The sequence below is a fragment of the Bradyrhizobium sp. 4 genome (assembly GCF_023100905.1).
In the GTDB taxonomy this organism is placed as follows: domain Bacteria; phylum Pseudomonadota; class Alphaproteobacteria; order Rhizobiales; family Xanthobacteraceae; genus Bradyrhizobium.
Genome location: NZ_CP064686.1, coordinates 3,602,650 through 3,628,278, shown reverse-complemented (window position 1 = coordinate 3,628,278; position 25,629 = coordinate 3,602,650). Strand labels below are relative to the sequence as shown.

The 25,629-nt window shown below is 63.2% G+C and carries 29 protein-coding genes and 3 pseudogenes; 11 read left to right on the top strand and 21 right to left on the bottom strand.

Annotated elements, in window-relative coordinates:
* Positions 1-466: 466 nt before the first annotated feature.
* From IVB45_RS16740 to IVB45_RS16730, 3 genes are all read left to right on the top strand, one after another.
* Complete coding sequence (locus IVB45_RS16740) at positions 467-4,231, top strand: vitamin B12-dependent ribonucleotide reductase (protein ID WP_247361285.1); 3,765 nt, start codon at positions 467-469, stop codon at positions 4,229-4,231.
* 897 nt (positions 4,232-5,128) lie between these two features.
* A complete protein-coding gene (locus IVB45_RS16735; protein ID WP_247361287.1) occupies positions 5,129-6,025 on the top strand; it encodes a hypothetical protein in 897 nt (298 codons plus the stop codon).
* 193 nt (positions 6,026-6,218) lie between these two features.
* Positions 6,219-6,734, top strand: a complete 516-nt coding sequence (locus IVB45_RS16730) for a ParB N-terminal domain-containing protein (protein WP_247361290.1) — start codon at positions 6,219-6,221, stop codon at positions 6,732-6,734.
* Positions 6,735-6,913: 179 nt separating this feature from the next.
* On the opposite strand, the gene IVB45_RS16725 is transcribed toward IVB45_RS16730, so the two are convergent.
* Entirely contained in the window at positions 6,914-7,477 is a 564-nt protein-coding gene (locus IVB45_RS16725; protein WP_247361293.1) for a type 1 glutamine amidotransferase domain-containing protein, read from the bottom strand.
* A gap of 107 nt (positions 7,478-7,584) precedes the next feature.
* Positions 7,585-7,881, bottom strand: a complete 297-nt coding sequence (locus IVB45_RS16720; RefSeq protein ID WP_247361296.1) for an HdeA/HdeB family chaperone — start codon at positions 7,879-7,881, stop codon at positions 7,585-7,587.
* 213 nt (positions 7,882-8,094) lie between these two features.
* Here IVB45_RS16720 and IVB45_RS16715 point away from each other — a divergent pair, with 213 nt between their 5' ends.
* The gene (locus IVB45_RS16715; RefSeq protein WP_247361302.1) at positions 8,095-9,027 is read left to right on the top strand and encodes a hypothetical protein; all 933 of its coding nucleotides are present in this window, start codon (positions 8,095-8,097) and stop codon (positions 9,025-9,027) included.
* Positions 9,028-9,601: 574 nt separating this feature from the next.
* On the opposite strand, the gene IVB45_RS16710 is transcribed toward IVB45_RS16715, so the two are convergent.
* The 3 genes from IVB45_RS16710 to IVB45_RS16700 form a co-directional block, all read right to left on the bottom strand.
* Positions 9,602-9,820, bottom strand: coding sequence for a hypothetical protein (locus IVB45_RS16710; protein WP_247286259.1), 219 nt, complete (start codon positions 9,818-9,820; stop codon positions 9,602-9,604).
* On the bottom strand, positions 9,814-10,032 hold the full coding sequence (locus IVB45_RS16705) for a hypothetical protein (protein ID WP_247361305.1): 219 nt from the start codon (positions 10,030-10,032) through the stop codon (positions 9,814-9,816). Before IVB45_RS16705 ends, IVB45_RS16710 begins: the two co-directional genes overlap by 7 nt.
* 320 nt (positions 10,033-10,352) lie before the next feature.
* Complete coding sequence (locus tag IVB45_RS16700; RefSeq protein ID WP_247361309.1) at positions 10,353-11,360, bottom strand: acyl-CoA desaturase; 1,008 nt, start codon at positions 11,358-11,360, stop codon at positions 10,353-10,355.
* 205 nt (positions 11,361-11,565) lie between these two features.
* Between IVB45_RS16700 and IVB45_RS16695 the strand changes: the two genes are divergently transcribed.
* Positions 11,566-12,363, top strand: a complete 798-nt coding sequence (locus tag IVB45_RS16695) for a transglycosylase SLT domain-containing protein (RefSeq protein WP_247361310.1) — start codon at positions 11,566-11,568, stop codon at positions 12,361-12,363.
* A gap of 12 nt (positions 12,364-12,375) precedes the next feature.
* Here the strand turns inward: IVB45_RS16695 and IVB45_RS16690 are convergent, their stop codons facing one another.
* The 4 genes from IVB45_RS16690 to IVB45_RS16675 all read right to left on the bottom strand — a co-directional run bounded on the left by IVB45_RS16690 (position 12,376) and on the right by IVB45_RS16675 (position 14,645).
* On the bottom strand, positions 12,376-12,780 hold the full coding sequence (locus IVB45_RS16690) for a hypothetical protein (RefSeq protein ID WP_245287861.1): 405 nt from the start codon (positions 12,778-12,780) through the stop codon (positions 12,376-12,378).
* Positions 12,777-13,070, bottom strand: coding sequence for a (2Fe-2S) ferredoxin domain-containing protein (locus IVB45_RS16685; protein ID WP_035962697.1), 294 nt, complete (start codon positions 13,068-13,070; stop codon positions 12,777-12,779). The genes IVB45_RS16690 and IVB45_RS16685 overlap by 4 nt, the downstream gene beginning before the upstream one ends.
* A 136-nt stretch (positions 13,071-13,206) precedes the next feature.
* Positions 13,207-13,860, bottom strand: a complete 654-nt coding sequence (locus IVB45_RS16680; protein ID WP_247286265.1) for a cell envelope biogenesis protein TolA — start codon at positions 13,858-13,860, stop codon at positions 13,207-13,209.
* Between the two features lie 248 nt (positions 13,861-14,108).
* Positions 14,109-14,645 carry a helix-turn-helix domain-containing protein gene (locus IVB45_RS16675; protein WP_027569794.1) on the bottom strand — a complete coding sequence of 179 codons (537 nt, stop codon included), beginning with the start codon at positions 14,643-14,645 and terminating at the stop codon, positions 14,109-14,111.
* 200 nt (positions 14,646-14,845) lie between these two features.
* Between IVB45_RS16675 and IVB45_RS16670 the strand changes: the two genes are divergently transcribed.
* The gene (locus IVB45_RS16670) at positions 14,846-15,196 is read left to right on the top strand and encodes a zinc ribbon domain-containing protein YjdM (RefSeq protein ID WP_027569793.1); all 351 of its coding nucleotides are present in this window, start codon (positions 14,846-14,848) and stop codon (positions 15,194-15,196) included.
* 157 nt (positions 15,197-15,353) lie between these two features.
* Complete coding sequence (locus IVB45_RS16665) at positions 15,354-15,539, top strand: hypothetical protein (RefSeq protein WP_035962695.1); 186 nt, start codon at positions 15,354-15,356, stop codon at positions 15,537-15,539.
* Between the two features lie 22 nt (positions 15,540-15,561).
* On the opposite strand, the gene IVB45_RS16660 is transcribed toward IVB45_RS16665, so the two are convergent.
* The 5 genes from IVB45_RS16660 to IVB45_RS16640 all read right to left on the bottom strand — a co-directional run bounded on the left by IVB45_RS16660 (position 15,562) and on the right by IVB45_RS16640 (position 17,828).
* The gene (locus tag IVB45_RS16660; RefSeq protein ID WP_247361313.1) at positions 15,562-16,482 is read right to left on the bottom strand and encodes a DMT family transporter; all 921 of its coding nucleotides are present in this window, start codon (positions 16,480-16,482) and stop codon (positions 15,562-15,564) included.
* Positions 16,483-16,573: 91 nt separating this feature from the next.
* Positions 16,574-16,720, bottom strand: coding sequence for a hypothetical protein (locus IVB45_RS16655; RefSeq protein WP_167552239.1), 147 nt, complete (start codon positions 16,718-16,720; stop codon positions 16,574-16,576).
* 247 nt (positions 16,721-16,967) lie between these two features.
* Positions 16,968-17,222, bottom strand: a complete 255-nt coding sequence (locus tag IVB45_RS16650; RefSeq protein WP_247361316.1) for a hypothetical protein — start codon at positions 17,220-17,222, stop codon at positions 16,968-16,970.
* Between the two features lie 171 nt (positions 17,223-17,393).
* Positions 17,394-17,597 (bottom strand): hypothetical protein, encoded by a 204-nt coding sequence (locus IVB45_RS16645; protein WP_247286273.1) that lies wholly within the window; start codon positions 17,595-17,597, stop codon positions 17,394-17,396.
* Between the two features lie 60 nt (positions 17,598-17,657).
* On the bottom strand, positions 17,658-17,828 hold the full coding sequence (locus tag IVB45_RS16640; RefSeq protein ID WP_007609602.1) for a Flp family type IVb pilin: 171 nt from the start codon (positions 17,826-17,828) through the stop codon (positions 17,658-17,660).
* 346 nt (positions 17,829-18,174) lie between these two features.
* On the opposite strand from IVB45_RS16640, the gene IVB45_RS16635 reads away from it, so the two are divergent.
* Positions 18,175-19,485, top strand: a complete 1,311-nt coding sequence (locus tag IVB45_RS16635) for a hypothetical protein (RefSeq protein ID WP_247361319.1) — start codon at positions 18,175-18,177, stop codon at positions 19,483-19,485.
* A gap of 10 nt (positions 19,486-19,495) precedes the next feature.
* Here IVB45_RS16635 and pdxY read toward each other — a convergent pair whose 3' ends face one another.
* The 3 genes and pseudogenes from pdxY to IVB45_RS16620 form a co-directional block, all read right to left on the bottom strand.
* Positions 19,496-20,308 carry a pyridoxal kinase gene (gene pdxY, locus IVB45_RS16630; RefSeq protein WP_247361320.1) on the bottom strand — a complete coding sequence of 271 codons (813 nt, stop codon included), beginning with the start codon at positions 20,306-20,308 and terminating at the stop codon, positions 19,496-19,498.
* Between the two features lie 49 nt (positions 20,309-20,357).
* Positions 20,358-20,998 (bottom strand): annotated as a pseudogene (locus tag IVB45_RS16625) (FMN-binding negative transcriptional regulator).
* A 92-nt stretch (positions 20,999-21,090) separates the two neighbouring features.
* Entirely contained in the window at positions 21,091-21,735 is a 645-nt protein-coding gene (locus tag IVB45_RS16620) for a TetR family transcriptional regulator (RefSeq protein ID WP_247361322.1), read from the bottom strand.
* Between the two features lie 96 nt (positions 21,736-21,831).
* On the opposite strand from IVB45_RS16620, the gene IVB45_RS16615 reads away from it, so the two are divergent.
* A complete protein-coding gene (locus IVB45_RS16615) occupies positions 21,832-22,497 on the top strand; it encodes a class I SAM-dependent methyltransferase (protein ID WP_247361324.1) in 666 nt (221 codons plus the stop codon).
* A 164-nt stretch (positions 22,498-22,661) separates the two neighbouring features.
* Positions 22,662-23,007, top strand: a pseudogene (locus tag IVB45_RS16610) (multidrug efflux SMR transporter).
* A gap of 70 nt (positions 23,008-23,077) precedes the next feature.
* On the opposite strand, the gene IVB45_RS16605 reads toward IVB45_RS16610, so the two are convergent.
* Entirely contained in the window at positions 23,078-23,392 is a 315-nt protein-coding gene (locus IVB45_RS16605; protein ID WP_027569782.1) for a hypothetical protein, read from the bottom strand.
* A gap of 84 nt (positions 23,393-23,476) precedes the next feature.
* Positions 23,477-23,683 (bottom strand): hypothetical protein, encoded by a 207-nt coding sequence (locus tag IVB45_RS16600; RefSeq protein WP_027569781.1) that lies wholly within the window; start codon positions 23,681-23,683, stop codon positions 23,477-23,479.
* Positions 23,684-23,792: 109 nt separating this feature from the next.
* Between IVB45_RS16600 and IVB45_RS16595 the strand changes: the two genes are divergently transcribed.
* The gene (locus tag IVB45_RS16595) at positions 23,793-24,071 is read left to right on the top strand and encodes a DUF3551 domain-containing protein (RefSeq protein ID WP_027569780.1); all 279 of its coding nucleotides are present in this window, start codon (positions 23,793-23,795) and stop codon (positions 24,069-24,071) included.
* Positions 24,072-24,090: 19 nt separating this feature from the next.
* Here the strand turns inward: IVB45_RS16595 and IVB45_RS16590 are convergent, their stop codons facing one another.
* Positions 24,091-24,369, bottom strand: a complete 279-nt coding sequence (locus tag IVB45_RS16590; RefSeq protein ID WP_027517641.1) for a hypothetical protein — start codon at positions 24,367-24,369, stop codon at positions 24,091-24,093.
* A gap of 174 nt (positions 24,370-24,543) precedes the next feature.
* A pseudogene (locus IVB45_RS16585) lies at positions 24,544-25,540 on the bottom strand (SH3 domain-containing protein).
* Between the last annotated feature and the right edge of the window lie 89 nt (positions 25,541-25,629).

The window sequence follows — 25,629 nt, the reverse complement described above, 5'->3', positions numbered from 1 at the left end:
TTCTTGACGGGCGTAACGGAGAGTCCTAGTTTTCGATCCGTTCGGCGCGAGTGTGTTTGCGTCCCGCCGGCACTCCCCCAAAGGGTCTGCAAAACAGCACTCCGCCAAGCCAGACAAAGGCAGCGGGATACGGGCTTGTCTGCCCGGCGAGAGCGGACTTTTCGGGCGCCTGAACGGGCTGGAAACAGGCCCGGATGGCAATGGTTGAAGACGTGCAGTGGTTGAAGACTTGATGTGTGGGGCGTTGAACGCATGTCGGGCTCATCCCTTTGGGCGGATGGGTCTGGACGTGCCGGCGGATGATCGGTGCGCGCATCGAACAATCGCGTCGGGAGAAAACGGGCCGGGTCTACCGGCTGAACTGCGATGCCAGGGGCCAGGCGGCCGCCGAGCACCGCGAAATGAAATGATGACCCGGCACGCCTGAACGGAGGCGGTCCGGTCAAAGATAGGACGGGGCAAGACCATGCGGATTGAGCGGCGCCACACCACTTCGGGACAGTCACCTTACGCCGGCATCGATTTCCGGCTGACCACGTCGGAGATCAGGAATCCCGACGGCTCTGTCGTGTTCAAGCTCGAGAACGTCGAGGTGCCGACCGCGTGGTCGCAGGTCGCCTCCGACGTCCTGGCCCAGAAGTACTTCCGCAAGGCCGGCGTTGCCGCGCGCCTGAAGAAGGTCGAGGAAGAGTCCGTTCCTTCCTTCCTGTGGCGCTCCGTGCCCGATACCGAGGCGCTTGCCCTCCTGCCCGAGAAAGAGCGCTATGTCAGCGAGCTCTCGGCCAAGCAGGTGTTCGACCGTCTCGCCGGCTGCTGGACCTATTGGGGCTGGAAGGGCAACTATTTCTCCTCCGACGAGGACGCCCAGACCTTCTACGACGAGCTCCGCTACATGCTGACCATGCAGATGGTCGCGCCGAACTCGCCGCAATGGTTCAACACCGGGCTTCATTGGGCCTATGGCATCGACGGCCCCGGCCAGGGCCATTATTACGTCGACCCCTTCACCGGCAAGCTGACCCGCTCGAAATCCTCCTACGAGCATCCGCAGCCGCACGCCTGCTTCATCCAGGGCGTCGGTGACGACCTCGTCAACGAGGGCGGCATCATGGACCTCTGGGTCCGCGAAGCCCGCCTGTTCAAATACGGCTCCGGCACCGGCTCCAACTTCTCGCGCCTGCGCGGCGAAGGCGAACGCCTCTCCGGCGGCGGCCGCTCGTCCGGCCTGATGAGCTTCCTCAAGATCGGCGACCGCGCCGCGGGCGCGATCAAGTCGGGCGGCACCACGCGCCGCGCCGCCAAGATGGTCGTCGTTGACGTCGATCACCCCGACATCGAGACCTATATCGACTGGAAGGTGAAGGAGGAGCAGAAGGTCGCGGCTCTCGTCACCGGATCCAAGATCAACCAGAAGCACCTCAAGGCCGTGCTCAAGGCCTGCGTCAATTGCGAAGGCTCGGGCGACGATTGCTTCGATCCCGAGAAGAATCCGGCGCTCCGCCGCGAGATCAAGCTGGCCCGTCGCTCGCTCGTGCCCGACAATTACATCAAGCGCGTCATCCAGTTCGCCAAGCAAGGCTACAAGGACATCCAGTTCGACGTCTACGACACCGATTGGGATTCGGAAGCCTATCTCACGGTATCCGGCCAGAACTCCAACAACTCGGTCTCGCTCAAGGACGACTTCCTGCGCGCGGTCGAGACCGACGGCGACTGGAATCTCGTGGGACGCACCACCAAGAAGGTCACCAAGACGCTGAAGGCGCGCGACCTCTGGGAAAAGATCGGCTACGCCGCCTGGGCGTCGGCCGACCCCGGCCTGCACTTCAACACCACCATGAACGACTGGCACACCTGCAAGGCGTCCGGCGACATCCGCGCCTCCAATCCGTGCTCGGAATACATGTTCCTGGACGACACGGCGTGCAACCTCGCCTCCGCCAATCTGCTGACGTTCTACGACATCCCCTCCAAGCGCTTCGACGTCGAGGGCTACGAGCACCTCTGCCGGCTCTGGACCATCGTGCTCGAAATCTCGGTGATGATGGCGCAGTTCCCGTCGAAGTCGATCGCCGAGCTCTCCTACGAGTTCCGCACGCTCGGCCTCGGCTATGCCAATATCGGCGGCCTCCTGATGACCATGGGTCTGTCTTATGACTCGAAGGAAGGCCGCGCCATCGCGGGCGCGCTGACCGCGATCATGACGGGCATCACCTACAAGACCTCGGCCGAGATGGCGTCCGAGCTCGGCACCTTCCCCGGCTACAAGAAGAACGCCGCGCACATGCTGCGCGTGATCCGCAACCACCGCCGCGCCGCCCACGGCCAGTCCAACGGCTACGAAGGGCTGAGCGTCAACCCCGTGCCGATGGACTTGGTGTCCTGCCCGCAAGGAGACCTCGTCACCCATGCGCAAGCGGCCTGGGATGCGGCGCTCGAGCTCGGCGAAAAGCACGGCTATCGCAATGCCCAGACCACGGTGATCGCGCCGACCGGCACGATCGGCCTGGTCATGGATTGCGACACCACCGGCATCGAGCCCGACTTCGCCCTGGTGAAATTCAAGAAGCTCGCCGGCGGCGGCTACTTCAAGATCATCAACCGCGCGGTCCCCGCCGCGCTGCGCGCGCTCGGCTATCGCGAGAGCGAGATCGCGGAGATCGAGGCCTACGCCGTCGGCCACGGCTCGCTCTCCAACGCGCCCGGCATCAACGCCTCGACGCTGAAGGCCAAGGGCTTCACCGATGAAGCCATCGCCAAGGTCGAGAAGGCGCTGCCGACCGCCTTCGACATCAAGTTCGCCTTCAACAAATGGACCTTCGGCGAGGACTTCATCCGCGACCAGCTCGGCATCGGCGCCGAGGCGATCGCGACCCCCGGCTTCGACCTGCTCCAGGCCGTGGGCTTCACCAAGCGCGAGATCGAGGCGGCCAACGTCCACATCTGCGGCGCGATGACGGTGGAAGGTGCTCCGCACCTCAAGGCCGAGCACTATCCGGTGTTCGACTGCGCCAACCCCTGCGGCAAGGTCGGCAAGCGCTATCTCTCGGTCGAGAGCCACATCCGCATGATGTCGGCGGCGCAGCCCTTCATCTCGGGTGCGATCTCCAAGACCATCAACATGCCGAACGACGCGACGGTAGAGGACTGCAAGTCCGCCTACATGCTGTCGTGGAAGCTGGCGCTGAAGGCCAACGCGCTCTATCGCGACGGCTCCAAGCTCAGCCAGCCGCTCAACTCGCAGCTCATCGCCGACGATGAGGACGAGGACGATGCGATCGAGCATCTCTACGACAAGCCGATGGCGGCACGCACCGCCCAGGTCTCGGAAAAGATCGTCGAGAAACTGGTCGAGCGCATCATCGTGATGCGCGAGCGCGAGAAGATGCCGGATCGCCGCAAGGGCTACACCCAGAAGGCGGTCGTCGGCGGACATAAGGTCTATTTGCGCACCGGCGAATATGACGACGGCCGCATCGGCGAGATCTTCATCGACATGCACAAGGAAGGCGCGGCACTGCGCTCCTTCATCAACAACTTCGCCATCGCGGTATCGCTGGGCCTCCAGTACGGCGTGCCGCTCGACGAATATGTCGACGCCTTCACCTTCACCCGCTTCGAGCCGGCGGGCCCCGTGCAGGGCAACGACAGCATCAAGTACGCGACCTCGATCCTCGACTACGTCTTCCGCGAGCTGGCGGTGAGCTATCTCAGCCGCTTCGACCTCGCCCATGTCGATCCCAGCGAGACCGGGTTCGACGTGCTCGGCAAGGGCGTCGAGGAAGGCAAGGAGCCCGACGATCACGGCCAGCGCGCCTCCAAGCTGGTGTCGCGCGGCCTCACCCGCTCCCGCACCGACAACCTGGTTGTCATGCGCGGCGGCTCGACCGCGGTCGCGCAAGGCAACGACAGCGCACCATCAGGCGGCAGCAAGGTCACCTCGCTGGCCTCGCACGGCGCAGGCCGTGCCGGCGACGTCCTGGAAGGCGCGGTCGCGCTGAAGCAGGAAGTCCAGCACGACCTCTCGCCCACCGAGAAGCTGGAGGCCCTGCAGTGGAGCAAGTCCGGCACCGCGCAGACCATGGTGCCCTCCAAGGCCGAACGCCGCGCGGAAGCGAAGGCAAAAGGTTACGAAGGCGAGATGTGCGGCGAGTGCGGCAACTTCACGCTGGTGCGGAATGGGACCTGCATGAAGTGCGATACGTGCGGAAGCACGACAGGGTGTTCGTGATACTTCGAAGGGGCCGCTCTTTGAGCGGCCCCTTTTCTTAGGCTTGACGACCATGGTTTCGCTCAGGACACAAAAGCAGTTTAGAGCAGTCCGCAATCTGCCGTTTTGCTATCTTTGCGGGAAGACCTTTGAGACGGACGACATCACGAATTACGACCACGTTCCGCCAGAGTCTGTCTTCGCGAAGGTCGACCGCATCCCGCTAAAATTGAAATCCCACTTAAAATGTAACGCATCTTTCGAACTGCTCGACGAGAAAATTGGGCAATTGATTGGACTGAAACACCGACAGACCCCTTCCGATCCCAATCACCATCGTTTGAAGTTTATTCGCTCGCCCATCCCGGGAGTAGGCGCGGTGACAAACCTCAATGTCGATGAGGCGGTATGGCGATGGATGCGAGGATTTCATGCAGCCCTATACCTTGAGCCATTTCCGCGGCTGCGCCGGGGCTCTCTCGTAACCCCCTTCCCTCGTGCCGATTTGAAGGACGGAGTCTATTCTTCACTCCCCCACAACACCAATTGTTCGTAGAAGCAATCAAGAGCAATCGCGCGCGAAACAATCTAGACAGCCTTCAATGCAACAACGACAAGCTCGTTTATGAGTGCGTTTGGGTTCGTGCCGACGACGGACAATGGTTCTGCACATTCGCGTTGGACGTATACTCCTGGAAGGATTTGGGTAAGACCCATCTGCCGCGCACTGGATGTGCCGGATCCTACTTCTTGCCGGAAGGACGACGGCCAGAAACTTCCACCGTTGAAATTCGAAGTAAACTTCTCATCCCGAATATCGATCCTCTCGATCCGTTCGCGCGATAGCGGGGCAGAGAGCCAAACGCTGGCTGCGGATGGATCAGCGACAAGACGTGGGGACGTGCTGGCATGACATCAATGTTCGACATCTACCACCCATATGCGGCATTGTTGAACGCCGGCAGGCAAGCGGAGGCCATTGATGATGCAATTCTACTTCTACAAATAATGCGAGGCGCCAATCGAAAGTTGTACGATTCAAGCGCCAAAGGAACTCCTTTTTATGTGTTGGGAGCTGCAGCGGCAGCCTGTCACGACTATCAGTCGGCCGCATTCTATTTTGACGCTGCGGTCTCTGAGGATTTGGCGCATTACCCCGAGAGGAACGATACACCCGCACTATTATTTATGCGCCTCGTTCACACAAACCCCAATCAGCGCGCTCACGTCCTTGTCAATACAGCGGCAAACAAGCTCCAAGCGGTGATCGACAGCTACAATGCCCGTGATAACCATCAGCCTCTCACATTCGATGAACTTCGCGCGAGGTTCCTCGACAAGACTATTCGGGATTCTAATCCTCATCGACGCACGATGGTAACCGCACTGATTTCCTTTATTCTCGAATGGGATCATAGGGCTCGACTAATCGAACTTGCTACCATTGCCTCGCACGAGATATTCTTTATGCACTTGTTCAAGGGATGCCTGCTATTTGAGACCCTACTGAAGGAGAGTTCAGCCTCGAGGGCACGAGGAGGATCAATCGAAACAGTTCTGAAGCGTCTCAAGGTTGAACTGGGACTTTCAAAGGCGAACCTGCGCCTCGGAAATACTACCCTAGAGGCGCTGGCTAGTTCGCTCACCCCCAATCAAAACATTCGCGATGTTGTGGTGACGACCGGACAAGTCAGGAATATGCTTGGGCACAACCTCGTCTGGCCCGCCGCATCGTTGGACATAAAGTCATACAACTTGATCGCCGACGCAATTGCCTCGGCGTGCATCCACGCAATCTCTAAATTGTACATTTGATAATGGGCTTCGTAGAGCACGTAGGGAAGCCGCAACCCTTCTTTCGTCTTCCGTAGACAACAAATGGTGGGGTACGCCTTCGGCTAACCCATACCCTTCCTCCGAATTGCCTTTGCGGTCGAGCCCTTCCCTCCTAAACTCCCGACACCACCGGCTTGGGTTCCGACGGGCCCGGTAAAAGCGGAGTCGAGTTATGCCCAAATCGGAAAGCTTCCCGATCGAGAAGATTTTCGTTCCCACGAAAATCAAGAAAGCCCTCAAGCCCGAGATCGTCGGGGAGATCGCGGAAAGCATGCTGGAGATCGGACAACAGGCCCCCATTTCCGTTCGGCTCGACGGAGACCGCCTCGTTCTGGTCGATGGACTGCATCGGCTCGAAGCCTGCAAGGCGCTCGGCGAGGCGACCATTCTCGGCGTCCTGGTCCCGGCCGAGCTTGCTCAACACAAGCCAGGGCTCGCCGAACGACCCGAAGTCGAGGCAGAGCGCCTCAAGATGGCGCGACTGAAGCAGTTGCGCCTGGAGAAGGAAGCCGCTGAGGCATCGACGACTGCCTTGAGGAGCGTCCACGCAACGGATGCACCGCGGTCCCGTTCGACCAAAGGCACCCGCGACAATCCAAAGGCACCACCGGGCCGGACCGAGAAAGCCAGACCGAAAACGTTGTCGGACTGGATCACGCAGCAAAAGGGCACCGGCAGCCGCTATTGATTGCTGGCTCCAGAATTCTGGCGCGTGAGGTGGTTAGCGAAGCGTAACCGACCTCTTTTGTTTTCTACGGCAAGTCGTGGAGGGTTACGCCTTCGGCTAACCCACCCTACGCCAATGTCATTCGATAGCGCCACGTGAACCGGGGTTGGATGGCATCGCCTCGCGCACCGCCACCACCCTTACGCCGCGTTGCTGCGCTGGGTGTGGCGGCCTTCCTTCACCTCTTCGATGATCTTGGCGCTGAAGGCCTTGAGGTCACCGGGGTTGCGCGAGGTGATGATGCCCTGGTCGACGACGACCTCGGAATCCTCCCACTTCGCCCCGGCATTGGCGATGTCGGTCTTGATCGATTTGTAGGAGGTCATCCTGCGGCCCTTCGCGATGCCGGTTTCGACCAGCAGCCAGGGCGCATGGCAGACCGCGGCAACGACCTTCTTGGCATCGAAGATGCTCTTGATGAAGGCCAGCGCGTTGGGCTCGACGCGCAGGAGATCAGGGTTGATCTGGCCGCCGGGCAACACCAGCGCGTCATAATCGCCGGCCTTGGCCTGATCGAGGGTCTTGTCGACTTTGACGGGGCGGCCCCAGTCCTTCTCGTCCCAGCCCTTGATCTCGCCGGGCTGCAGCGAAATGATCTCGACGGTCGCTCCGGCCGCCTTGAGGGTATCACGCGGCACTTCGAGCTCCGATTGCTCGAAGCCGTTGGTCGCAAGAATCGCAATCTTTTTCCCGGACAGTTCCATCCGTGTCTCCGTTGATCGTGGGGTGATGCTCATCAATCGAATGATTTTGCATTTGGTTCCCAAGCCCAACATTACGGTAAGAGCTCGTCGGGTGGACGAGCGAGGCGCTACTTCGTATTGGCCTCGACCGCATCCAGCAGCGGCATCTCGCGATGCGACTCGCAGAAGCGCGAGAGCTTGTTGCCGTTCTTGTTCAGCGCTTGGGTGTCCACAACGGGATTGTTGCGGCGGCCGGCGTAGAACCCGGCGAGCCAGACGTTCACGGTCTGCATGTGGGTAATGCGCTGGGTGATGTACTGGTCGCAGCTGATCTTGGAAACATCGACCAGCACCTGGGCCTTGGCCGGCGCGGCCAGCAGCAGGGCGGCGAAGGCACCAAGGACGATCACTCTTGTCTGAACCATGTTTTCCTTCCGATGAATGCCTGCACGCTGGAGGCGGTCGGGCGCTGCCTGCTTGATCCAGATCAAGGGGCCCGCTACCCCGCGACCCGCCCTCCTCCGAGCCCGCCATAATTTCTCCTTCGCACGCGCGTTGTGTGGGACAGCGGCGAGACCTATCGTTCCGATTGAACTGCCGCACCCCCATTGACGCCCGACTGGATCGAGAGCGCATCGGTGCCCGAGACGAACGACCCCAAGCCTGACGACCACAAGGCAGACGCGCCCAAACCTGAGGCCCCCAAGCCGGACGTGGGGCGCGCCGAGGGCGGGCTGGCGCGGGCTTACGACCGGATCAAGAGCGCGGAGCAAGACCTTGCGCGGCTTGACCGGCTGGTTTCCGGAATGGAACACAGCAGCGAAAGCCCACGGGCCCCGCGAGCAAGCGCCGCCGCGGAGGCTGTCCAGCCTCCCAAAGACGAGATTCCCAAGGAGAAGCCTCCCAAGGACGAGCTTCCCAAGGCCGCGGCGCCGGCGCCGGACAGCCAAGTTCGCGATCAAGGCCTGATGGGAGATCGCCCCATGCTGCGCGCTCTGATCGGCCTCGTGCTGGCAATCGGCATTCTCGGTGTCGCCTTCGCTTCGCAATATCGCGATGAGGCCAGGTCGATCAGCAGGTCGATCATGGCGCGATGGGCTCCGCCGGTCGCGAAGGCGCCTCCGCAAGCCTCCGCTGTCGAAAGTCCGGCGCCACCGCGGGCCGTGCAACTGGCTGCCGCGGATGAGCCCGGCACGGTGCCAGCGCCGCCGGTCGCCAAGGACACGGAGAGCAACGCAGGATTTGACGCTTCAAGACCCGATGCCTCGAGATCCGACGCCTCAAGAACCGGCGCCACAACGCCTGATCCGTCGTCGTCTGATCTCGCGCAATCGCTCAAGACCATCAGCAGCGAGCTCGCGAACATCAACGGAAAGCTCGAGCAACTGAAAAGCCGCAGCGAGCAGACGCTGCGCGAGCAGGCCGACACCATTCAACAGCTCAAGGCGGCGCAGGAGAAGGATGCGGCGGCCAATGCGCGCCTCGCCGCACAGGTCCAGACGCTGCAAAAGGAGCTGACGACTTCACCGCATCCGCACCTGCATCCGGGAAGCCGGCCGCGCGGAGCGTGATGAACAACGAGACCGCTGCGCCTGCACGGCCGCACGCTCAAGCGGCCGCACCTCGGCGGCCCAGGCCGTCGCGAGGGCCCTGGATGCCCCCGCCCTATATGGTCGATCCCTATTACGGCGATCCGGATTGGTGAGCCCGCTGGGCGAATGAGCCGACTTTACGGAGCCGCCGATCGAAGGCGGCCCCGGATGTTGAGTCGGATTGCGTTTAGCGCCAGCCGCGATGACGGCCCCTGCTCCAGCCATAGTGATGACCGTGGCCGCCACGTCCCATGTGACCGTGGCCGTGTCCATTACCGCCGCGCGCGAGAATCACCGGACTGTCGGAGCCAGCGACCAGCGTCTCCGCCGCAACCCGGGGCATGGCAGAAGCGGATAGTGTCGACATTGCCGCGATTGCGCACGCGGCAACGCCGATCAACAAATGACGTATCATGTTGGGGATTCTCCAGGAGCCGCGTGATCGCGGCTGCAGATGTGAATGCTTCCGCGGCCCCAGAGTTCCATCGAGGCATCCGGGCACGGCAATCAACGCGAGCAAGTCTGCGCCAGCACACAAGCTGGCGAGCCGGCATCAATCACGCGGCGAGATCTGAAGCTCCATCAACGCCATGCGCTCCAGGACAGCGGGGTCTCGCTCGCCCTCCTTCGCCGTGCGAAGGATTGTTTCCGCGATCGAGCGAACATGCGCAGAGCTGACCGGGGCCGGCAGTGACGCAACCGCCGTGTCCAGCGCGGTTTTCATGACGCCGATGGTTTCAGGCGTAAAAGATGCATTCGAAAAGTCTAACATGCTGGATCCGATCTGGAGGTCATCACGGGCGTCGCTTGGTTCGAATGGCTGCTGATATGCGCGATCCGGTCGACCAGGGCCGCTAGATGTCGCGGCAATGGGTCGTGCTCGCCGCCAAGCTTGATCCGCAGGCGGTCGCCTATTTCATTGCAGATCGCCAGGCTGGAGCCGCGGTCGATCTGAATGGCATTGCGAACATCGGGGCTGTTCATGAAGGTTTCCGGTTGATACGCACGGAGGACGCTTCGCGCCGAGCCGCTCTCACAACGCGACTGCGGTCTTGTTCAGGCGAGGATCGGAGGTTCGATCTCGCTACGCTCGGGGATCACAGGCTCAACGGCTCCCTTGGGCCAGAGTTCCCTCTGAACACAACTTATGTTTGGATTTCACGGATGGCGTCCAAGCCAACGCGGGATAGATGCGGTTTTGGCCCGCGCCTCACGCACGTGAGATGGGTAGAGCACTTGCGAAACCCATCGCGTCATAATGGCAATTGATGGGCTTCGCTTCCGCTTGACCCATCCTACCTGCTTCAGACCATCGCTTCGGTATCTGCCACTGGACGCTTTCCGTCCTCCGAGTCTCCAGAGCGAACAGCCCTGCTTCCCGCCGCGAAAATGTCGTGCACCAATCCGAGCTTCCCCAGCCCGAGAATGATCAGGCCGTTGATATCGATCTCGTACCAGGCGTGCGAAATGTAGGCGTCGCGCGGAAACCGGTGATGGTTGTTGTGGAGGCCTTCACCGAAGGTGAGGATCGTGGTCACGAACTCGTTGGTGGTGCCGTCGTCGAGATCGAAGCGGCGGTAGCCGTAGCGGCCGTCGCTGTGGCAGACCGAATTGACCATCGAGGTGGCCATGGTCATGAGGTAGCTGCGGAACAGGCCGGAGAACAGGATGCAGCCGGTCATCGTGTGCACGCCGCCGAAGGCGTAGCCGATCGCGCCCGGAATGATCACCGCCGAGAGCGCGTACCAGTACCAGCGTGTCCTGGTGAAGAACATCGCGATCGGATCGGCCAGGATATCCTTGGCGTAGTATCCGGCATCGGTGGTGGCCTGGTCCCACACCCAGCCGCCTTGCGCATGCATCATCCCCTTGGCGAATGTGACATAGGGGTTGCCGTCGCCGTCATAGTAAGGGCTGTGGACGTCGCCGGGCTTGTCGGAGTGCAGATGATGCCGGCGATGATTGCTCACCCATTTCAGGATCGAGCCCTGCACCGCCATGGTGGCGATAGCCGCGAACAGCGTCCGCATCACTGGACCGCAGCGAAAGCTGCGGTGGACGAAGTAGCGATGCATGAAGCCGATCCCGACCGTGGACAACGCGAACGTCCCGGCGAAGACCGAAACCTCAACCCGGCCGATGCCTTGCCAGAAGGCCCAGACCAGCGCCGCGATCGAACCGCCGATCATGATGACGAAGGAGATGTAGGAGTCGCGAAACTTGGCCTCGACCACCGGCCCTTCGACCAGCACGCCCGGCGGCATTTTCCGCTCCGCGCCTTCCGCCGACACCACGCTTTCGATTACGGACATTCCAGCCGATCCATTCACACAAAATTAACCCTGTTGCGGCGCACAGTACAACCTCGGGTTATTTCCATCAAGGATGCGAACTGCCGTGGGAGTACGGACCGGCGGCTTGAAAGGACGCGACCAGAGCGAAAAGAAGCCGGATTTCAAGGCCTGGTGGCAGCGTTAACCAGGTGCAAAGCCTCCGCAATGCACTCCCAGAAGACCGATGCCAGGACGAAGCAAGCCCCTCCTCCCTCGCCTTCGCAAGCTCAGGCGACGCGCACGATGGATGCGAAAGACCTTTGCGCGCGCACCGCGGATGGTCCGGATCGCGGGTGGCGTGGCGATGCTGCTGGCGGTCGTCGTGCTCGTGAACATCGCCTATCAAACAATGCGCAAGCCGACCGAGCTGTTCGTCCTTGTCGGCCACGCGCTCGACAAGGATCCACCGGAGACCTGGCGGCAATACGGGCCGCTATTCCGCAAGCATGCCACCGCGACGATCACGCCCGAATTGCTGGCCGCGCTGGCGCAGGTCGAGACATCGGGCAATCCGCTCGCGCGCACCTACTGGCGCTGGCGATGGAGTTTTAATCCGCTCGCGATCTACCGGCCCGCCTCCAGCGCCGTCGGCCTCTTCCAGATGCTGGACGCAGCCTATTCCGACGCCGCGCGGTTCTGCGTTCGTGGCAACGCGGTCACGGAGACCGGCTGCGGCTCTCCCTTCCTCTATATCCGCGCAATCCCGAGCCACGCCATCGAGCTGGCATCGGTCTATCTCGATCGCAATGTCGCCGATGTGCTCACCCGTGCAGGCGATGTGAAGGCGAGTGCGCGCGAGCGGCAGGATCTCGCCGCCTTCATCCATCTCTGCGGCGCCGGCCCCGCCACGGCCTATGCGCGCCGCAAGTTCCAGATGATCGCCGACGAGCGCTGCGGCGATCACCTCGTCGCGAGCCATGTCGCCAGGGTCAACGTAATGAAGCGGCAGTTTCTGCGGCTTGCGGCGGAGGATGGCGGTTAGGAACGTCGCCCTTCACCACCAATACGGCCAGCGCCAGCCCTCGTAGCGGACATACGACGACACCAGCGGCGGGCCGTAGGGGTCGACCCGGTCGTCTTCCGGGCGATAACGATAGCGCGGAACGATATTGTAATCCCATGGCGTTGGCCTGAGCACGGGGACATCCACCCTCAGCCGTTGTTCATCCACCACGCGAGCCTTCCGCGTCCGGGCTTCGGCATCCGATATCCCGAGATTGCCCAGCACCAGGGCGGTTCCGAGCGCACACGCGACAGTCATGATCTTCATGCGTTGGTCTCCTTGCCGCCAGAGTGCAAAAGGACGCCAGGCAAGGCAAGCGAATTTGCGATCAAGCTTTGCCGGAATGACCGACGCCGGCCGCTCCGCCGTTTCGGCGCAGCGCAGACCGACCATCATGCGCCGGGCTTGCCATCCAACAGCGCGAGCGCTCGCGGCACCTGATCGCGGTCCGCAACCAGCACATATTCCTGCCGCGCCAAGCTGGCGCCGCTCGCGATCACGATCGATTGCTTCGGGCACAGGCCGAAGCATCCGGTCACGATCAGCTTGGCCGGCTTGGTGCCGTCGCGCTTGTTCGCCTTCAGTTCGGATTTCAGCGCACGCCTGACGTCGCGGCCGTCGTCGCTGCGCTTGAGGCACTTGCGGCAAACCAGGACAGGCGCCGCGCGGCGCGAGCGCACGATCATCGGGCTTTTGGAATTGGGGCTTTTAGAAACCGACGGCTTTTCAGACATGGCAACCTATGTGGGACATCAGTCCATATAGGCATGGAACCGCGACCTCGCCGCCAAGGACGACGACGCGGCGCGCATGGCCGGGCATTTACTCCCGCGCGCGACGCACAGCCTCCGCCAGCTTCATCCTCTGCTTGTCCCACCGGCTCTGCTCCGCTTCGGCGCGTTCGTCGAGTGCAGCGCGCTCGGCTTCAATCGCCTCTGCCCGCGATTCGTGCTCCCGCTTTGCCTCGTCCAGCGCCGCCTGCGCGCTCGCAACCGCCTTGTCGCGGCGCGCGCGCTCCTTGGCGCGAGCGGCCTCCTCCTTGCGGCGCTCGGCTTCCCGCCGCCGCTCTTCCTTCTCGAACGCCGCGGCGGCCTTGCGCGCCTGTTGATCGTCGATCTTGCGGGCTGGTTGCTTTGCAGCCTTTAACGGACGCTTTTCCGGCTTGGACTTTACTTTGGACTTGGCCTTGCGCTTCGGCGTGGCCTCGTCGTCAGCGAGATCGGTCGGCAACTCGGAATGCTCGGTGAACGCCCCGTCCGATCCGACCGGACGCCGGAGCACCACGCCCGGCTTCTCCATCGTCGCGGCGACGATGTCAGGGTCGTCGGTCTCCTTCGCGGCGCCCTGGTGAAACAGATTGGACCTGGCGCCCCAGGCATCCAGCGCCGCCTTCATCGAGGGCGCGGCGATCGCCTGGTCGTAGAAGCCGAGCGAGGTCTGGTAGGTCTTCAGTTTTCTTTTTGGTGTCTTCGGCATGTCGCTCCGCAGCTGGCGAGCCACCAGCTTCCAGCGGCGCCATCATGCCATACTGCCCCTGTTTTGCCCGACGAGTCAAATTCGATTCGGTATCGCCGAAGTCGGCGCGAGGCCCGTAGCCCGCTGCGCTCCATCCGTGCTACGGCTCAACACCACCGCTTTTTCGGATTTCCAACACTTTGAAATCCCTCGGGATTTCTACTGTGCATGGGGTTGTTTTCGACGTTTTTGTTTTGAGGCGGTGCCGCCTACGCCGCGTCCACGTCCTCGGGCGCCGGTCCTGCGACGAGCCCATCGAGACCGACCATCAGCAGATCGGCGATGTGCATCAGCTGGTACAGCGGAATGTCCGCCAGGCCCTGCTCGGCCAGCGAGACGAAGGCCGGCGTGGCGCCGATGAGTTCGGCGAGCTGGCCTTGCGTGTAGCCGCGTTTTTCGCGCGCAGCCCTGAGGCGCGCACCGATCCCAAGCCGGTGGCGGGACTGCTCGTCCGCGGTCATCATCACGGCTTGCTCGTCCGCGCTCGCATAGCCGTCCGCGAATGCGCTGCCGATCAGCCGGCCCTTGCGCCAGGCGACGCGGCAGTCCTTGCGCAGTCCGCTGCTGAAGACCAGCGTGAACTGCTCGGCGACCCAGAGCGAGGCGTTGAGGCCAAGGCGCGCGCCGGTGCCCGAGACATCGCGGATCGTGCAGGGCGCGCTGATGATCTTGCCGGTACCGTTGTCGAATTCGACAATGCCGGTGCGCAGCGTGTGATGTCTGACTGCGGCGCGATGCTCGCTCATGACCAGAACACTCCCTTCCGCCGCGACGTCGAACCGGCGCAGCCACAAATTCCGGACCTCGATACCGCAGAGTTTTTCCTGAACTCCTAAGTTTCCAGGGGTTCGACCAGGACTGAAAGCCATGGTAAAGGATTTGCTCCCAATCCATCTTTTCCGGCGGAAAGCGTGCGGCGCGCCCGTGACGGGCGACGAGGCAAACGATGACCGACGCGATGAAATGTCCGACCTGCAACTCCGAGCACGCCTATCAGGATCGCGGCCTCTGGGTCTGCCCGGAATGCGGCCATGAATGGAGCGGCACGGCGGAGGCCGCCGCGGACGCCGCGCAGGAGGCCGGCGTGCGCGATGCCAACGGCAATGCGCTCACTGATGGCGACAGCGTCATCGTGATGAAGGATCTCAAGGTCAAGGGCTCCTCCTCCGTCGTCAAGGGCGGCACCAAGGTCCGCAACATCCGCCTGCAGGACGCGACCGACGGCCACAACATCGCCTGCAAGATCGACGGCATCGGCGCGATGAATTTGAAATCGGAGTTCGTGAGGAAGGCGTAAGCCGAGGCAGGCCGCGCGTCGCAATGTTCAGAAGTGGACATACGTTGCTGCGCCGGACCGCTACCCATGAGCCGACATCCGTACGAACAAGACTTGGGAGGCCGCTCTGCGAGGACCGCCAACAAGCGACGCGACCAAACCAAACCCGACCGATGACATGTTCGACAATCTGAGCGATCAGGCCGTCTTGCGATTGTACGAAAACATCCGGCATCAGGTTGTCGCCGACAAGGCTCTCGGAGGCAGGTATCGGCTGCTCGGCAAATCCGCCAGCGAGCGCGCCGAGCGGCTCGGGCGGGAGCTGACCGGCCGCGGCGTCAAGTTCACCACCATCGAATGGTAAGCGCCGTGCGGAGGCTTGCGGTCTATTGCTGCCTCTGCGCCAGATAGAATCCGCACAGCACCGTCACCAATCCCGCCGTCTGCAATAGTGTCGGCGGCTCGCCGAGCAGGAGCCAGCCGGTGAGCACCGTCAGCGCCGGCACGCAGGCGGGGACAACGGCGGCGCGGGCAACGCCGAGGCGTTGGACCGAGACGGCGAACAGATAAAGCGCAGCCGGACCCGCAAGCACGCCCTGCGCCAGCGCCTGGATGGCGTTCTCACCGACACCGATCGCCGCGATCCGCGCGAGGCCGCCGGTCATGAGGTAGATCGGCAGCAGCAGCAGCGACAGCACGTTGATGACGAGCGCGGCCGACACGGCGGAGACACGCCAGTGGCGCACCAGCGCGCCGAAACCTGCGAACATCAATCCGGTCAGCACGAAGGTGAGATCGCCCAGCACGCCATCGACGCCGATATGACCGATCGATTCCGCGCCGATCACGCCGAGCCCGGCGACGATGACGAGGGCGCCAGCGATGCGCGACGCGGAGACATGCTCTTTCAGAAACAAGGCCGCGAGCAGCAGGCCGCCGAGCGTCGCGCAGGAGGGCTGGATCACGCTGCCATGGCCGAGCGGCACGAACAGAAAACCGGTGTAGGAGATCAGCGACATCACGGGGCCGCCGAGCACCATCAGCGCAAGGCCCCTGCCCCAGCCGATGCCGCAGAGATCGGAGATTCCGCCGCGTATCACCAGCGGCAGGAACGCGATGCCGGACCAGACATAGCGATGCACCAGCAGATCGACCGGCGTGAAGCCGACCTTGAGCCCGTGCCGCGTGCCGGCAAAGCCGAGCGCCCAGAACACCGCCGCGGCAAGGCCGCAGAGCACGCCGACAAGCGCCGGCGCCTGATCGTTCTTCCGAATGAGAGCGTCGGCGCCGCTCGTCCGCTGATCCATGGGACAAAGCGGTACGCCGACAGAGGCCATGGCTCAACCCATGTGCCTGCAAGGCTGGCACGCAAGCGAGAGACGCCAGCGCGCCTTTCTCTCAGAAAAACCCGGGGCTGAGATCGAGCCCATAGGTCAGGCTGAGCACGAACACGAACAGCGCGGCGGCTGCGAACAAGGCGAGATGCCTGAGAATGAACGCGCGCGGCGAGACGCTTGCAACAACGGCTTTCTGTGCAACGGGCATGACTACTCCATTATGAAAATGATTCTTGGCTGCTCAATAAGCGGCGCCCGCATCAAGCGCCGCGATCTGCAAAGCAACTATTAAAGAGATCACACTCGCTTTGAACGGCCGTACACAACCGCACGTGATCATGACTCGCTGCGCCAAAAAAAAGACCGCGCTCCCGAAAGGGAACGCGGTCCAGGCAGGCTCGGAGAAAACGAGCCTGCATCACCTTGGCTTGATGTTGGCTTGTGGCGTCCCCAGATCAGCGGGCGCTGCCCGTCGTGACGTCAGCCGTCTTCACCTTGCGCGGCGACAGAACGCGGGTCTGGTGGACCGAAGCGACAGTAGTGGGCGCCGAGGCCTGCTGCTCGACATGCGCTGCACCGAGCACGCGCACCTGCATCGGGGAGACCGGAAAGCCGTTGACCTCATAAGTCGGCAGCTCGGCGGCGAAAGCCGCGGTGCTGCCCGCGATCGTCAGAATGGCGGCGGCAATCGACAGACTCTTCTTGTTCATGGGTGATGCTCCTGATGGAAGGTTCGGAGCACATCTAAGCTCATTTTGCTGCGTTGCGACATGCGTTGCTGCATTGCAACAACGCGCCCGGTGCATAGCAATATGTTTAATGCGCACAAGGCTTTGGCCGAATCACCGCCGACTGCGACATGCCACTTTTATAAGCGGCGGTCAGCCGCCGAGCACGTGTCCCCAGCCGTCGAAGACGTAGGTCTTCCAGATCACGGTTCCGTCCTGTCCCGGCTGGCTGGCACGCCTGAAATCGTCAGCCTGCTCGGCGGTCCACGTGATGATCGTATCGGAGAGCTGGTCGTGCAGGATGGCGGGCTCGGTGGGGTCGAAGGCGTCCATGGGACGAAGCGAGGAATGCGTCATGGCCGCCCAACGCGCCAACCGGCCCAAGGTTGCGAAGCGTCGGGCGCCGCACAGCACAGCTCATTTCAACGCCGTCGCCAGCGATTGCAGCTTTGCGACGAGGTTGGTGCCGAGGGCGTAGATGATCTCGATGATCGCGAGCGCGATGCCGGCTGCGATTAGGCCGTATTCGATCGCGGTAGCGCCGGATTCATCGGCAGCGAATTCGGCCCATTTGCATTTCAGTTTCATGTGCGTGTCCTTCCCAACTCTGCCGGAATCGCCGACGCGGGAGACTTGCACAGCCACAATCCAAGATTGAGTAAATTCAGTCGCCTCAAGTTGATGACAATGAATGCCGCTTTTGCGGGCCCTTTCGACTACGGCCCCTGGAACCACAATGGAACCCGCGTTGCCCGCGCGCAACACCCGCTCGAAAAGCCCGATTTCGCCGAATTGCGCCATTGCGCCGCCACACCGTCCTCCGAACAATCGACGCACGGCGTGCCTTTTCGTGCAAGACTGTTTGGCCAAGACTGTCTGGTCAAGACTGTTCGGAGAAGACGAGGTTCGACAGAACCGTTTGGAGGCAGGGATCATGAATGATCGGCGGTCTCTTCTGGTGGCGGTCTCCTGCCCCTCGGCGGTTCTCGCCGGCTGGCTGGCGCTCTCTTTGTCCGCCTATGCCCCTGCCCTTATCGAGAACAGCGGCGCGAATGCTTCCGCCGTCTCGCGCGCGAAGGATCTCAGCCGGCTTGACCTCGCGGACATCCCGCACGCTGCGGCCATCGAGGACGGCGTCGCCCTGACCGCCGATATCGCGGCCGCTGTCGCCGCGACACCGTCGATCGTAACCACTGAAGTGGCAGCGCCCGAGGCGCCAGCTCCGGCCATCAAGCTCGCCTCGGCCGACCCGCTGCTGATCTTGTCGCCCGAAGCGCCGCTCGCGCCGCAGATTTCGCCTGAGCCGACACCAGTCGCCAGCGAGGTTGCTCCGGCTCCCGCGCCGGAGCCCGTGATCAAACTCGCCTCGGCCGATCCCACCGAGATCGTGACGACGGACGCACTGTCGCCCGCGACGATCGTAACCGGCCCCGCGCCCGCGCCGAGCAAGGCCTCGCCGTCCGCGGACACGACCGCGGTCCTCGACGAATGCTACGTCATGGAGGCCTGCATCGACCGTTATCTCTGGGCGCTCTACCAGCGCACGCCCAAGGAAGATTCCGTCAAGGTCGAGGATCGCCGCGCTGTCACCGTCAAGCGCAAGGGCAAGATGGTGACCGTGATGCGCAGCTTCACGAAACTGGTCGACGAGGACTTTGGCTGGAAGGATCCGAAGGCGGCCGACCGCGCCGGCATGTCGATGATGGACTACGTCATCGGCGGCATGGACAAGAGTTTCAAGAAAAAGCTGTTTCGCACGTTGCTCGCGGCTGAGGCTGCCGGACTTTCGCCGGGCATCACCAGCGCGTTCCGCGACGACTATCGCCAGTCGATCGCGAGTGGCCTGAAGGCTGCCTCGGACCGCTCCTATCACGGCGGCAGCACGCGCGGCGGCTACGGCCACGGCATGGCGGCCGACATCGTCAGCACCAAGGGCGACAACCGCGCGCAACGCTGGGTCTCGACCGAGGTGCTGTGGAAGTGGGTCGATGCCAATGGCAAGGCGCTCGGTATCGGCCGACCCTATCTCGGCCGCGATCCCCCGCATGTCGGCCCGGTCGACGGTACGGAATATGTCTCGCGCCGAGGCACGTCGGACCGTAAGGAAGCCAGCGTCAAGCCGAGGAAGGCGCGGGCCGTGGCAAGCGCAAAGCCGCCAAAGGCGAAGGCACAGGCGACGCGCGAGCAGAAGGTTCCGGCAAAGCCGCAGAAATCAGCGCAATCGGCCGCGAAACGCGCGACCTGAGTATCACACCTTATCGTCCCGGCGTCGGCAGCGGCACGAGATGCATCTCGACGGTGCCCGCCTCCTGTGTCCGCACCAGCACTGCAAAGATGGTTTCGACCGCGAGCCGTACCGCCGCCTCGGTCGCTGTGCCCTTGGCCAGATGCGCCGCGATCAGGCCCGTGAGAAGATCGCCGGTGCCTGAGGGGCGGATCGGCAGGCGCGGCGTCGCAAAGCGCGACAACTGACCGTCGGCGCACAGAATCGTTTCCACCTGCCCTTCCGCCGTATCAGTGAGCGTGCAACCGGTGGCGACCACGTCGATGTGGCCGGTCCCGGCCAGCGCTGCGCACGCCGCGCGCAGACCCTGCGCATCCGCGATGTCGAGGCCTGCGAGCAGCCCGAGCTCGAACTGGTTCGGCGTGGTCAGATTGGCGGCCGGCAGCAGCCGGTGCCGGACCACGTCCAGGATGCCGTCGGCGACGTAGACGCGGCCATCGTCACCGATCACGGGATCGCAGAGATAGACCAGTTTTGAATTGCGGGTCAGCGCCCGCTCGACGAAATCGGCAATGACAGCGGCATTGCCGGACGAACCGAGATAGCCGGTGACGAGGACCGCGGCCTCGTCGACGAGATCACGCTCCTCGACGCCTCTCAGCAGATCTGCAACGAGCTCGGTCTCCAGCACCCGCCCGCGCAGGGTCGGATAGCGCGGATGGTTCGACAGCAGCGTGGTCGGCACCGCGGCGACATTCACGCCTTCCGCCTGCATGGCATAAGCGGCGGCGCTGTTGCCGACGTGGCCGTGGACCACCTGGCTTTGAATGGAGATGACGAGCATGAAGGAGGTCCGTAGGAGTAATCGTCAAGCGAGACAAGGGTCGCCCAGATCACGAAAAATCATATCCAAGCCCCGGCCGCAGCGCTTGCATCTTCCGCGCCAGCCGCCGACGCCCGCTCTCCTCCGACCGCGCCAGCCGGCCGGCGACCGCGACGTGATCCGCATCGCTCTTGTGCTGGTTGAGCTTGGCCTGCCCCTCGACGGTATCCACCACGAGATCGATGACGCGAATGGTGGCCAACATGGTCTCGCGCTTGTCCGGCTCCATCTGCGTCAGGTCCCAGGGCGCCTTCGGCAGCCGCGCTTCGGCGACCGCGAGTAGCGCATCGCCGTGCCCCGGTTCTCGTCGAGCCCGCGCACATGCGCCACGCCCGACAGGTGCACGGCCTCGTACAGCCAGGTCGAGACGTTGTCGCGCGAAGAATACCAGTCGTTGGAGATGTAGGCGTCATCGCCGGCAACGATCAGCAGAAAGCGCCGCACGCCATCCGCGAGCGGAACGAGCGGATTCCTGGCGGTGAAATGGATCTGGACGATCGCGCGCCCCTCACGTTGTTCCAGCACGAAGGGCACATGCGAGGCGCGCGGACCGCGCTCATCCGCCGCGACGATCATGCCGAAGCCGCGCTGGGTCGCGAATTCCAGCGCTTGCTGCTCCTCGATGCGGAATTGGGGGCGGAGGACATGCATGGCGGGGCGCTCGTTAGCGGGCTGGAGGACAGATCGAGGCTAACTCATGATCCGGTCAGATCAGAAGCGATATTGGCCCGCAAACGCGGATGTCAGGAATGATCTCGCCGCCGCGCAAGCTCATCGATATAGGCGCAGAACATGTCGGCCATTGCGTCGGCATGACGCGCGATCTCCGCCTCGTTGCGCGGTGTCTCCGAGAACTGCTTGCCGACCTCGCTCAGCGTCGTCTTGATCAGCTCGCCGGCAAGCTCCCGCGTCGCATCCGGCGCCTTGGGCAGGGCCTCCCGCATGAAGGCCGCGACGATGCCCTTACCGGCGGCCCGCGCGTCGTGAGCTTCGGGCGCATCGCGATAGAGCGGCGCGGCGTCGCTGAGCGCCGTGCGGATCGCAGCCTCCTCGCACTCGGAGCGAATGAAGGCGTGGACCAGCGCGCGCAGCCGCACCAGTGGCGGCTTCGCCCGGTCCGCCAGGATGCCGCGCAGGAGCTCGCTCGTGCACCGCCACTCGTCGCTCTGGAGGCGGAACAGGATCGCCGCCTTGTTCGGAAAATATTGATAAAGCGACCCGACGCTCACCCCGGCTCGCTCGGCCACCCGCGCCGTCGTGAAGCGCTGTGCCCCCTCCTTTGCCAAGACCTGAACAGCCGCGTCCAGAATGGCCGCCACCAGCTCGTTCGAGCGGGCCTGCTGCGGCTGTTTTCGTGAGGAAACTGAACGGCTTCGGCGATCGGCCATGGGCCCTCGGACAATGCGAATAGCGAATGCGACGAATTAGTCGTATTTCAATTCTCACGCAAGCACTCGCCTCTCGGCAACATCTGGAGAGTACACATGACCACCCCGACCATCACATCACTTGCGCCACTGCTCGATCGTCTGTTCGACCAGGACGAAGCCGCGCGCGGCGCGATGCGAGCCGCCTTCGCCGATGTGACCGACGCCGACCGCGCACGGATGATGCGGAGCAAGACTGCTTACCGCGACCTCTACGGGCGGCTGAAGGACGCACCGCTCGCGGTCTCCCGCGAGACCGGTCACCTGCTTTACATGCTCGCACGCAGCTCCCGCGCCAAAGCGATCGTCGAATTCGGCACCTCGTTCGGCATCTCGACCCTGCACCTTGCCGCGGGCTTGCGCGACAATGGCGGCGGCCGCCTCATCACCAGCGAATTCGAACCGTCCAAGGCGGCCCGGGCGCGCGAGAACCTCGCGGCCGGCGGGCTGCTGGATCTCGTCGAAATCCGCGAAGGCGACGCGCTGAAGACGCTTCAAGTCGATCTGCCTGATACGATCGATCTCGTGCTACTCGACGGCGCCAAGGCGCTCTACCCCGATGTCCTGGATCTGGTCGAAGGCCATCTCCGGCCAGGCGCGATCATCGTCGCCGACAACGCCGACGACAGCCCTGACTATCTGGCGCGCATGCGGATGCCCAGAAGCGGCTACATGTCCACGGCCTTTGCCGAGGACGTCGAACTCTCCGTGCGGATCAACTAACGCCAAGACCAATGAGCCGCCGCGCGAACCATCGCGCGGCGGTTTCGTGCGGCGCTCCTTCGTGTCGCAGGCTCGTCACTGACACGTGATAGCTGGACCCGGGCAAACGTCATATTCCCCGTACCGTGCGGTATCTTTCTTTGCACAATACGCCCGAGCCCGTGATGACTTCCGCCTTCAATGCCTACGCAGCGCTTGCCCTCGCTATCGTCCTCGAGGTCACGGCGTCCGCCTTCCTCCAGCAATCCGTGCAGTTCACGCGGCTGTGGCCGACACTGGCGATGGTGCTGTTCTATGTGGCCTCGTTCTACGCGCTGTCGGTCGCGATCCGGGTCATCCCCCTGATGCATCGCCTATGCGATCTGGGGCGGGGTCGGCATCATCCTGACTGCAACGATCTCCTTCGTGCTGTTTCGCCAGATGCTCGACGCTGCGGCCTTCGTCGGCATCGCGCTGATCGTGTCCGGAGTGGTGGTCATCAACCTGTTCTCGGCGACCACGGTGCATTGATGCCGGCAAGCACGGTGTTCACCGGCAAGGCCTTCGGCTTCGCGACGCCCTTCCGGCAGCCGACCCACGCCTACTGGCTTTGCGACGGCTTGGGCGCACGCGGCCCGGATCGCTTCGCGCCAGGCTTGGCCGCAGCTCGCGGCGGCGCCGTGTCGACCGATTCCAGATAGGCGGCAAGCGCCTTGGCTGTGTCCGAACTGGTTGCGTAATGGTCCTTCAGAAACCAGGACAGCGTCAGGTTGAAGCGCCCCTTGGCAAGACCGCGCGGGCTGCGATGGCAGGTCGCGCACCCATCGGCGAAAAGCTTTTGCGGCGACTTGCCGGCATCGAGATTTTGCGCCACGGCAACCGTCGCCGTCAGAACGGCGGCCGCCGCAAGAGTCATCGTTGGAAGAGTCATAAGGGGCGCGATCACGCCGCGCCCCAATCGAAATGGCGAAATCAATGTCTTGCCCAGCCCGTCTTGCGGTCAGGCCGCCAATAGCTGATCGAACTCGGGTGGCGCGTAGGCCTTGCCGTCCTGGTCGGTGATAACGACCTTCCACCCCTCGCTTGCCCAAACCTTTGCCTTCGCCACGATGAGCAAACGGCTCTCGCGGGCAAAACTGCACTTCTCATTGTCGCGTTCTGCGATCATCTTGTAGGCCAATGCGCATCCCCTTAGCGTTGCCTGCACCCGCTCTCGTCGTGGCAGCGGGCTTTGGCGGCAATTCGCCGGGAGCGTGGCAATTTGGTGCCATCCGCGGCAGCATTGTGCCTGGTTCCGATTACGAAAGGAGCTTTTCGTGCGCCGCATCATGAATGCGATCCTGCTTGTCGTGGGCTGCCTTGGTGCGGGCCTGCTTGGCGCGGCGCCCACAGCGGCTCAGACCTACGATCCGCGCCATCCCGTCTGCATCGAGATCTACACCATCGACGGCCGCAGCATCGATTGCAGCTTTGCGACGATCGCGCAGTGCGCCGCGACCGCCTCCGGGCAATCCGCCCAGTGCTACGCCAATCCCTATGCGACGCAGAGCCGGCAGTTGAGCCCGGTTCCGTCGCCGCCGCGACGAAGCCGATAGCATCAGGTCTGCGCTCCGATCAGTGGACGCGAATGATGTGGGGGCGGCCAAGATCGATCAGCCCCTGCACCGCGGAGAGGCGGTCGTCGAGGGCTGCGATGGTCAGCAACAGATTGTTGCGGCGTTCGTCGAGAAGGCCCATCTCGGCGCCGGAGAGTTTGGTGCTCGATCGCTCCTTGTGAATCACCTCGAGAGATTGGCGCAATCCGGCAATCAGGCCAGACAGCTGCTTGGCTTCCTTGGTCATCGACCTCTTCGCGACATTATGGCGGCGCGTCTCCGCCTGGTTCTGTCTCATCGTCGTCATCCTCCCGTGCCCCGCTGCCCCGAGTGGAATGCTTACAGCTTTGAGTAGACATATTACGATCGATGAAATCTGCCCGCGAAGAAACTTCTTAAATTGTATGGGCAAGGAACCCGCTCGGGCCTCAGCAGAAAGCCCGGCGCGAGGGCCGGGCTTTCGTTGGCAACGCTAGTGCTTCTGGTGCCCGCCACCGGGACCGCCGGCCGGCGCACCGCCGCCGCGCGGCGCGGCGTTGATGTGAGGAGCGCCGCCACCGCCATGAGGCATCGCAGGCGCAGCCGTGCGCGGCGCCGGCATTTGGGCATGAGCGTTCATCGGGGAGCCGTGGCTCACATTAGGCTGGGCCACATGCGGCATCGCGGGCCGGCTTGCGGGAGCTGCTGAGACACGCGGCGCCTCATGCGGGCGCACCATCGGCTGGGCATGCAGGGCCGCGCGGTGTGCGGCCTGCTCGTGCATGATGCGGGCCTGTGCATCGTGCGGATTGCGGCCCTGAAGATTGGTCCGCTCATGCGCGATGCGGTCGCTTCGTCCCGCACGGCTCCGGTCCGTCGCAGTCGCACTCTCGTGCCTGGCCATCGCGGCGGCGGGCCGTGAAGTTATGGCATCACGACCGGAGACCGCGGCCGCGCCCTTGACACTTTCCTTCGCATTTTCCCTGGCATTCGCACTGTTGCGCCCGAGTGCGACCGCCGCATCGCGCGTTGCCGCGCGGCCGATGCGAGCCGCGCGCGGATCGATCGTCATCCGCGTCGCTTCGCGCTGATGCGAGGTCCAGTAGCTATTCCAGTGGGCATGCCGCCGATACCAGGGCCGCCCCTCATAATAACTTGACCAGTACGAGGTCAGCACGAAGGGGACGATCGGCACGTCGATCTCGTCGACATAGTCGGGGAGATAGACGTAATGATTGCGGTAGAGATATTCGAGATATTGCGACGACACCCAGCCACGGTCATCCGAGAAGCTCACGTCGCACCAGGCTTTGCCGCGCAGGCAACCATGGATATCGACGCGGGCGCCGCTCGGGGACGCGATCGACCAGCGGAAAGCCCGAACCCGGCCCGGCGCGCAGGCCGGTCGAGACGGTGACCATACCCGGAGCGGCCAGCGCGGCCGTCGGGGCGAGCAGCAATGCGGCTAACAACACGCTTCGGAATTTCATGGCGTAGTCCTCCTCTTTCGAGTCGGAACGCGCAAGCGGAACAGGCGTTCCGCGAACGAAGGTCTCATCCGTCGAAAGATCGAGACGAA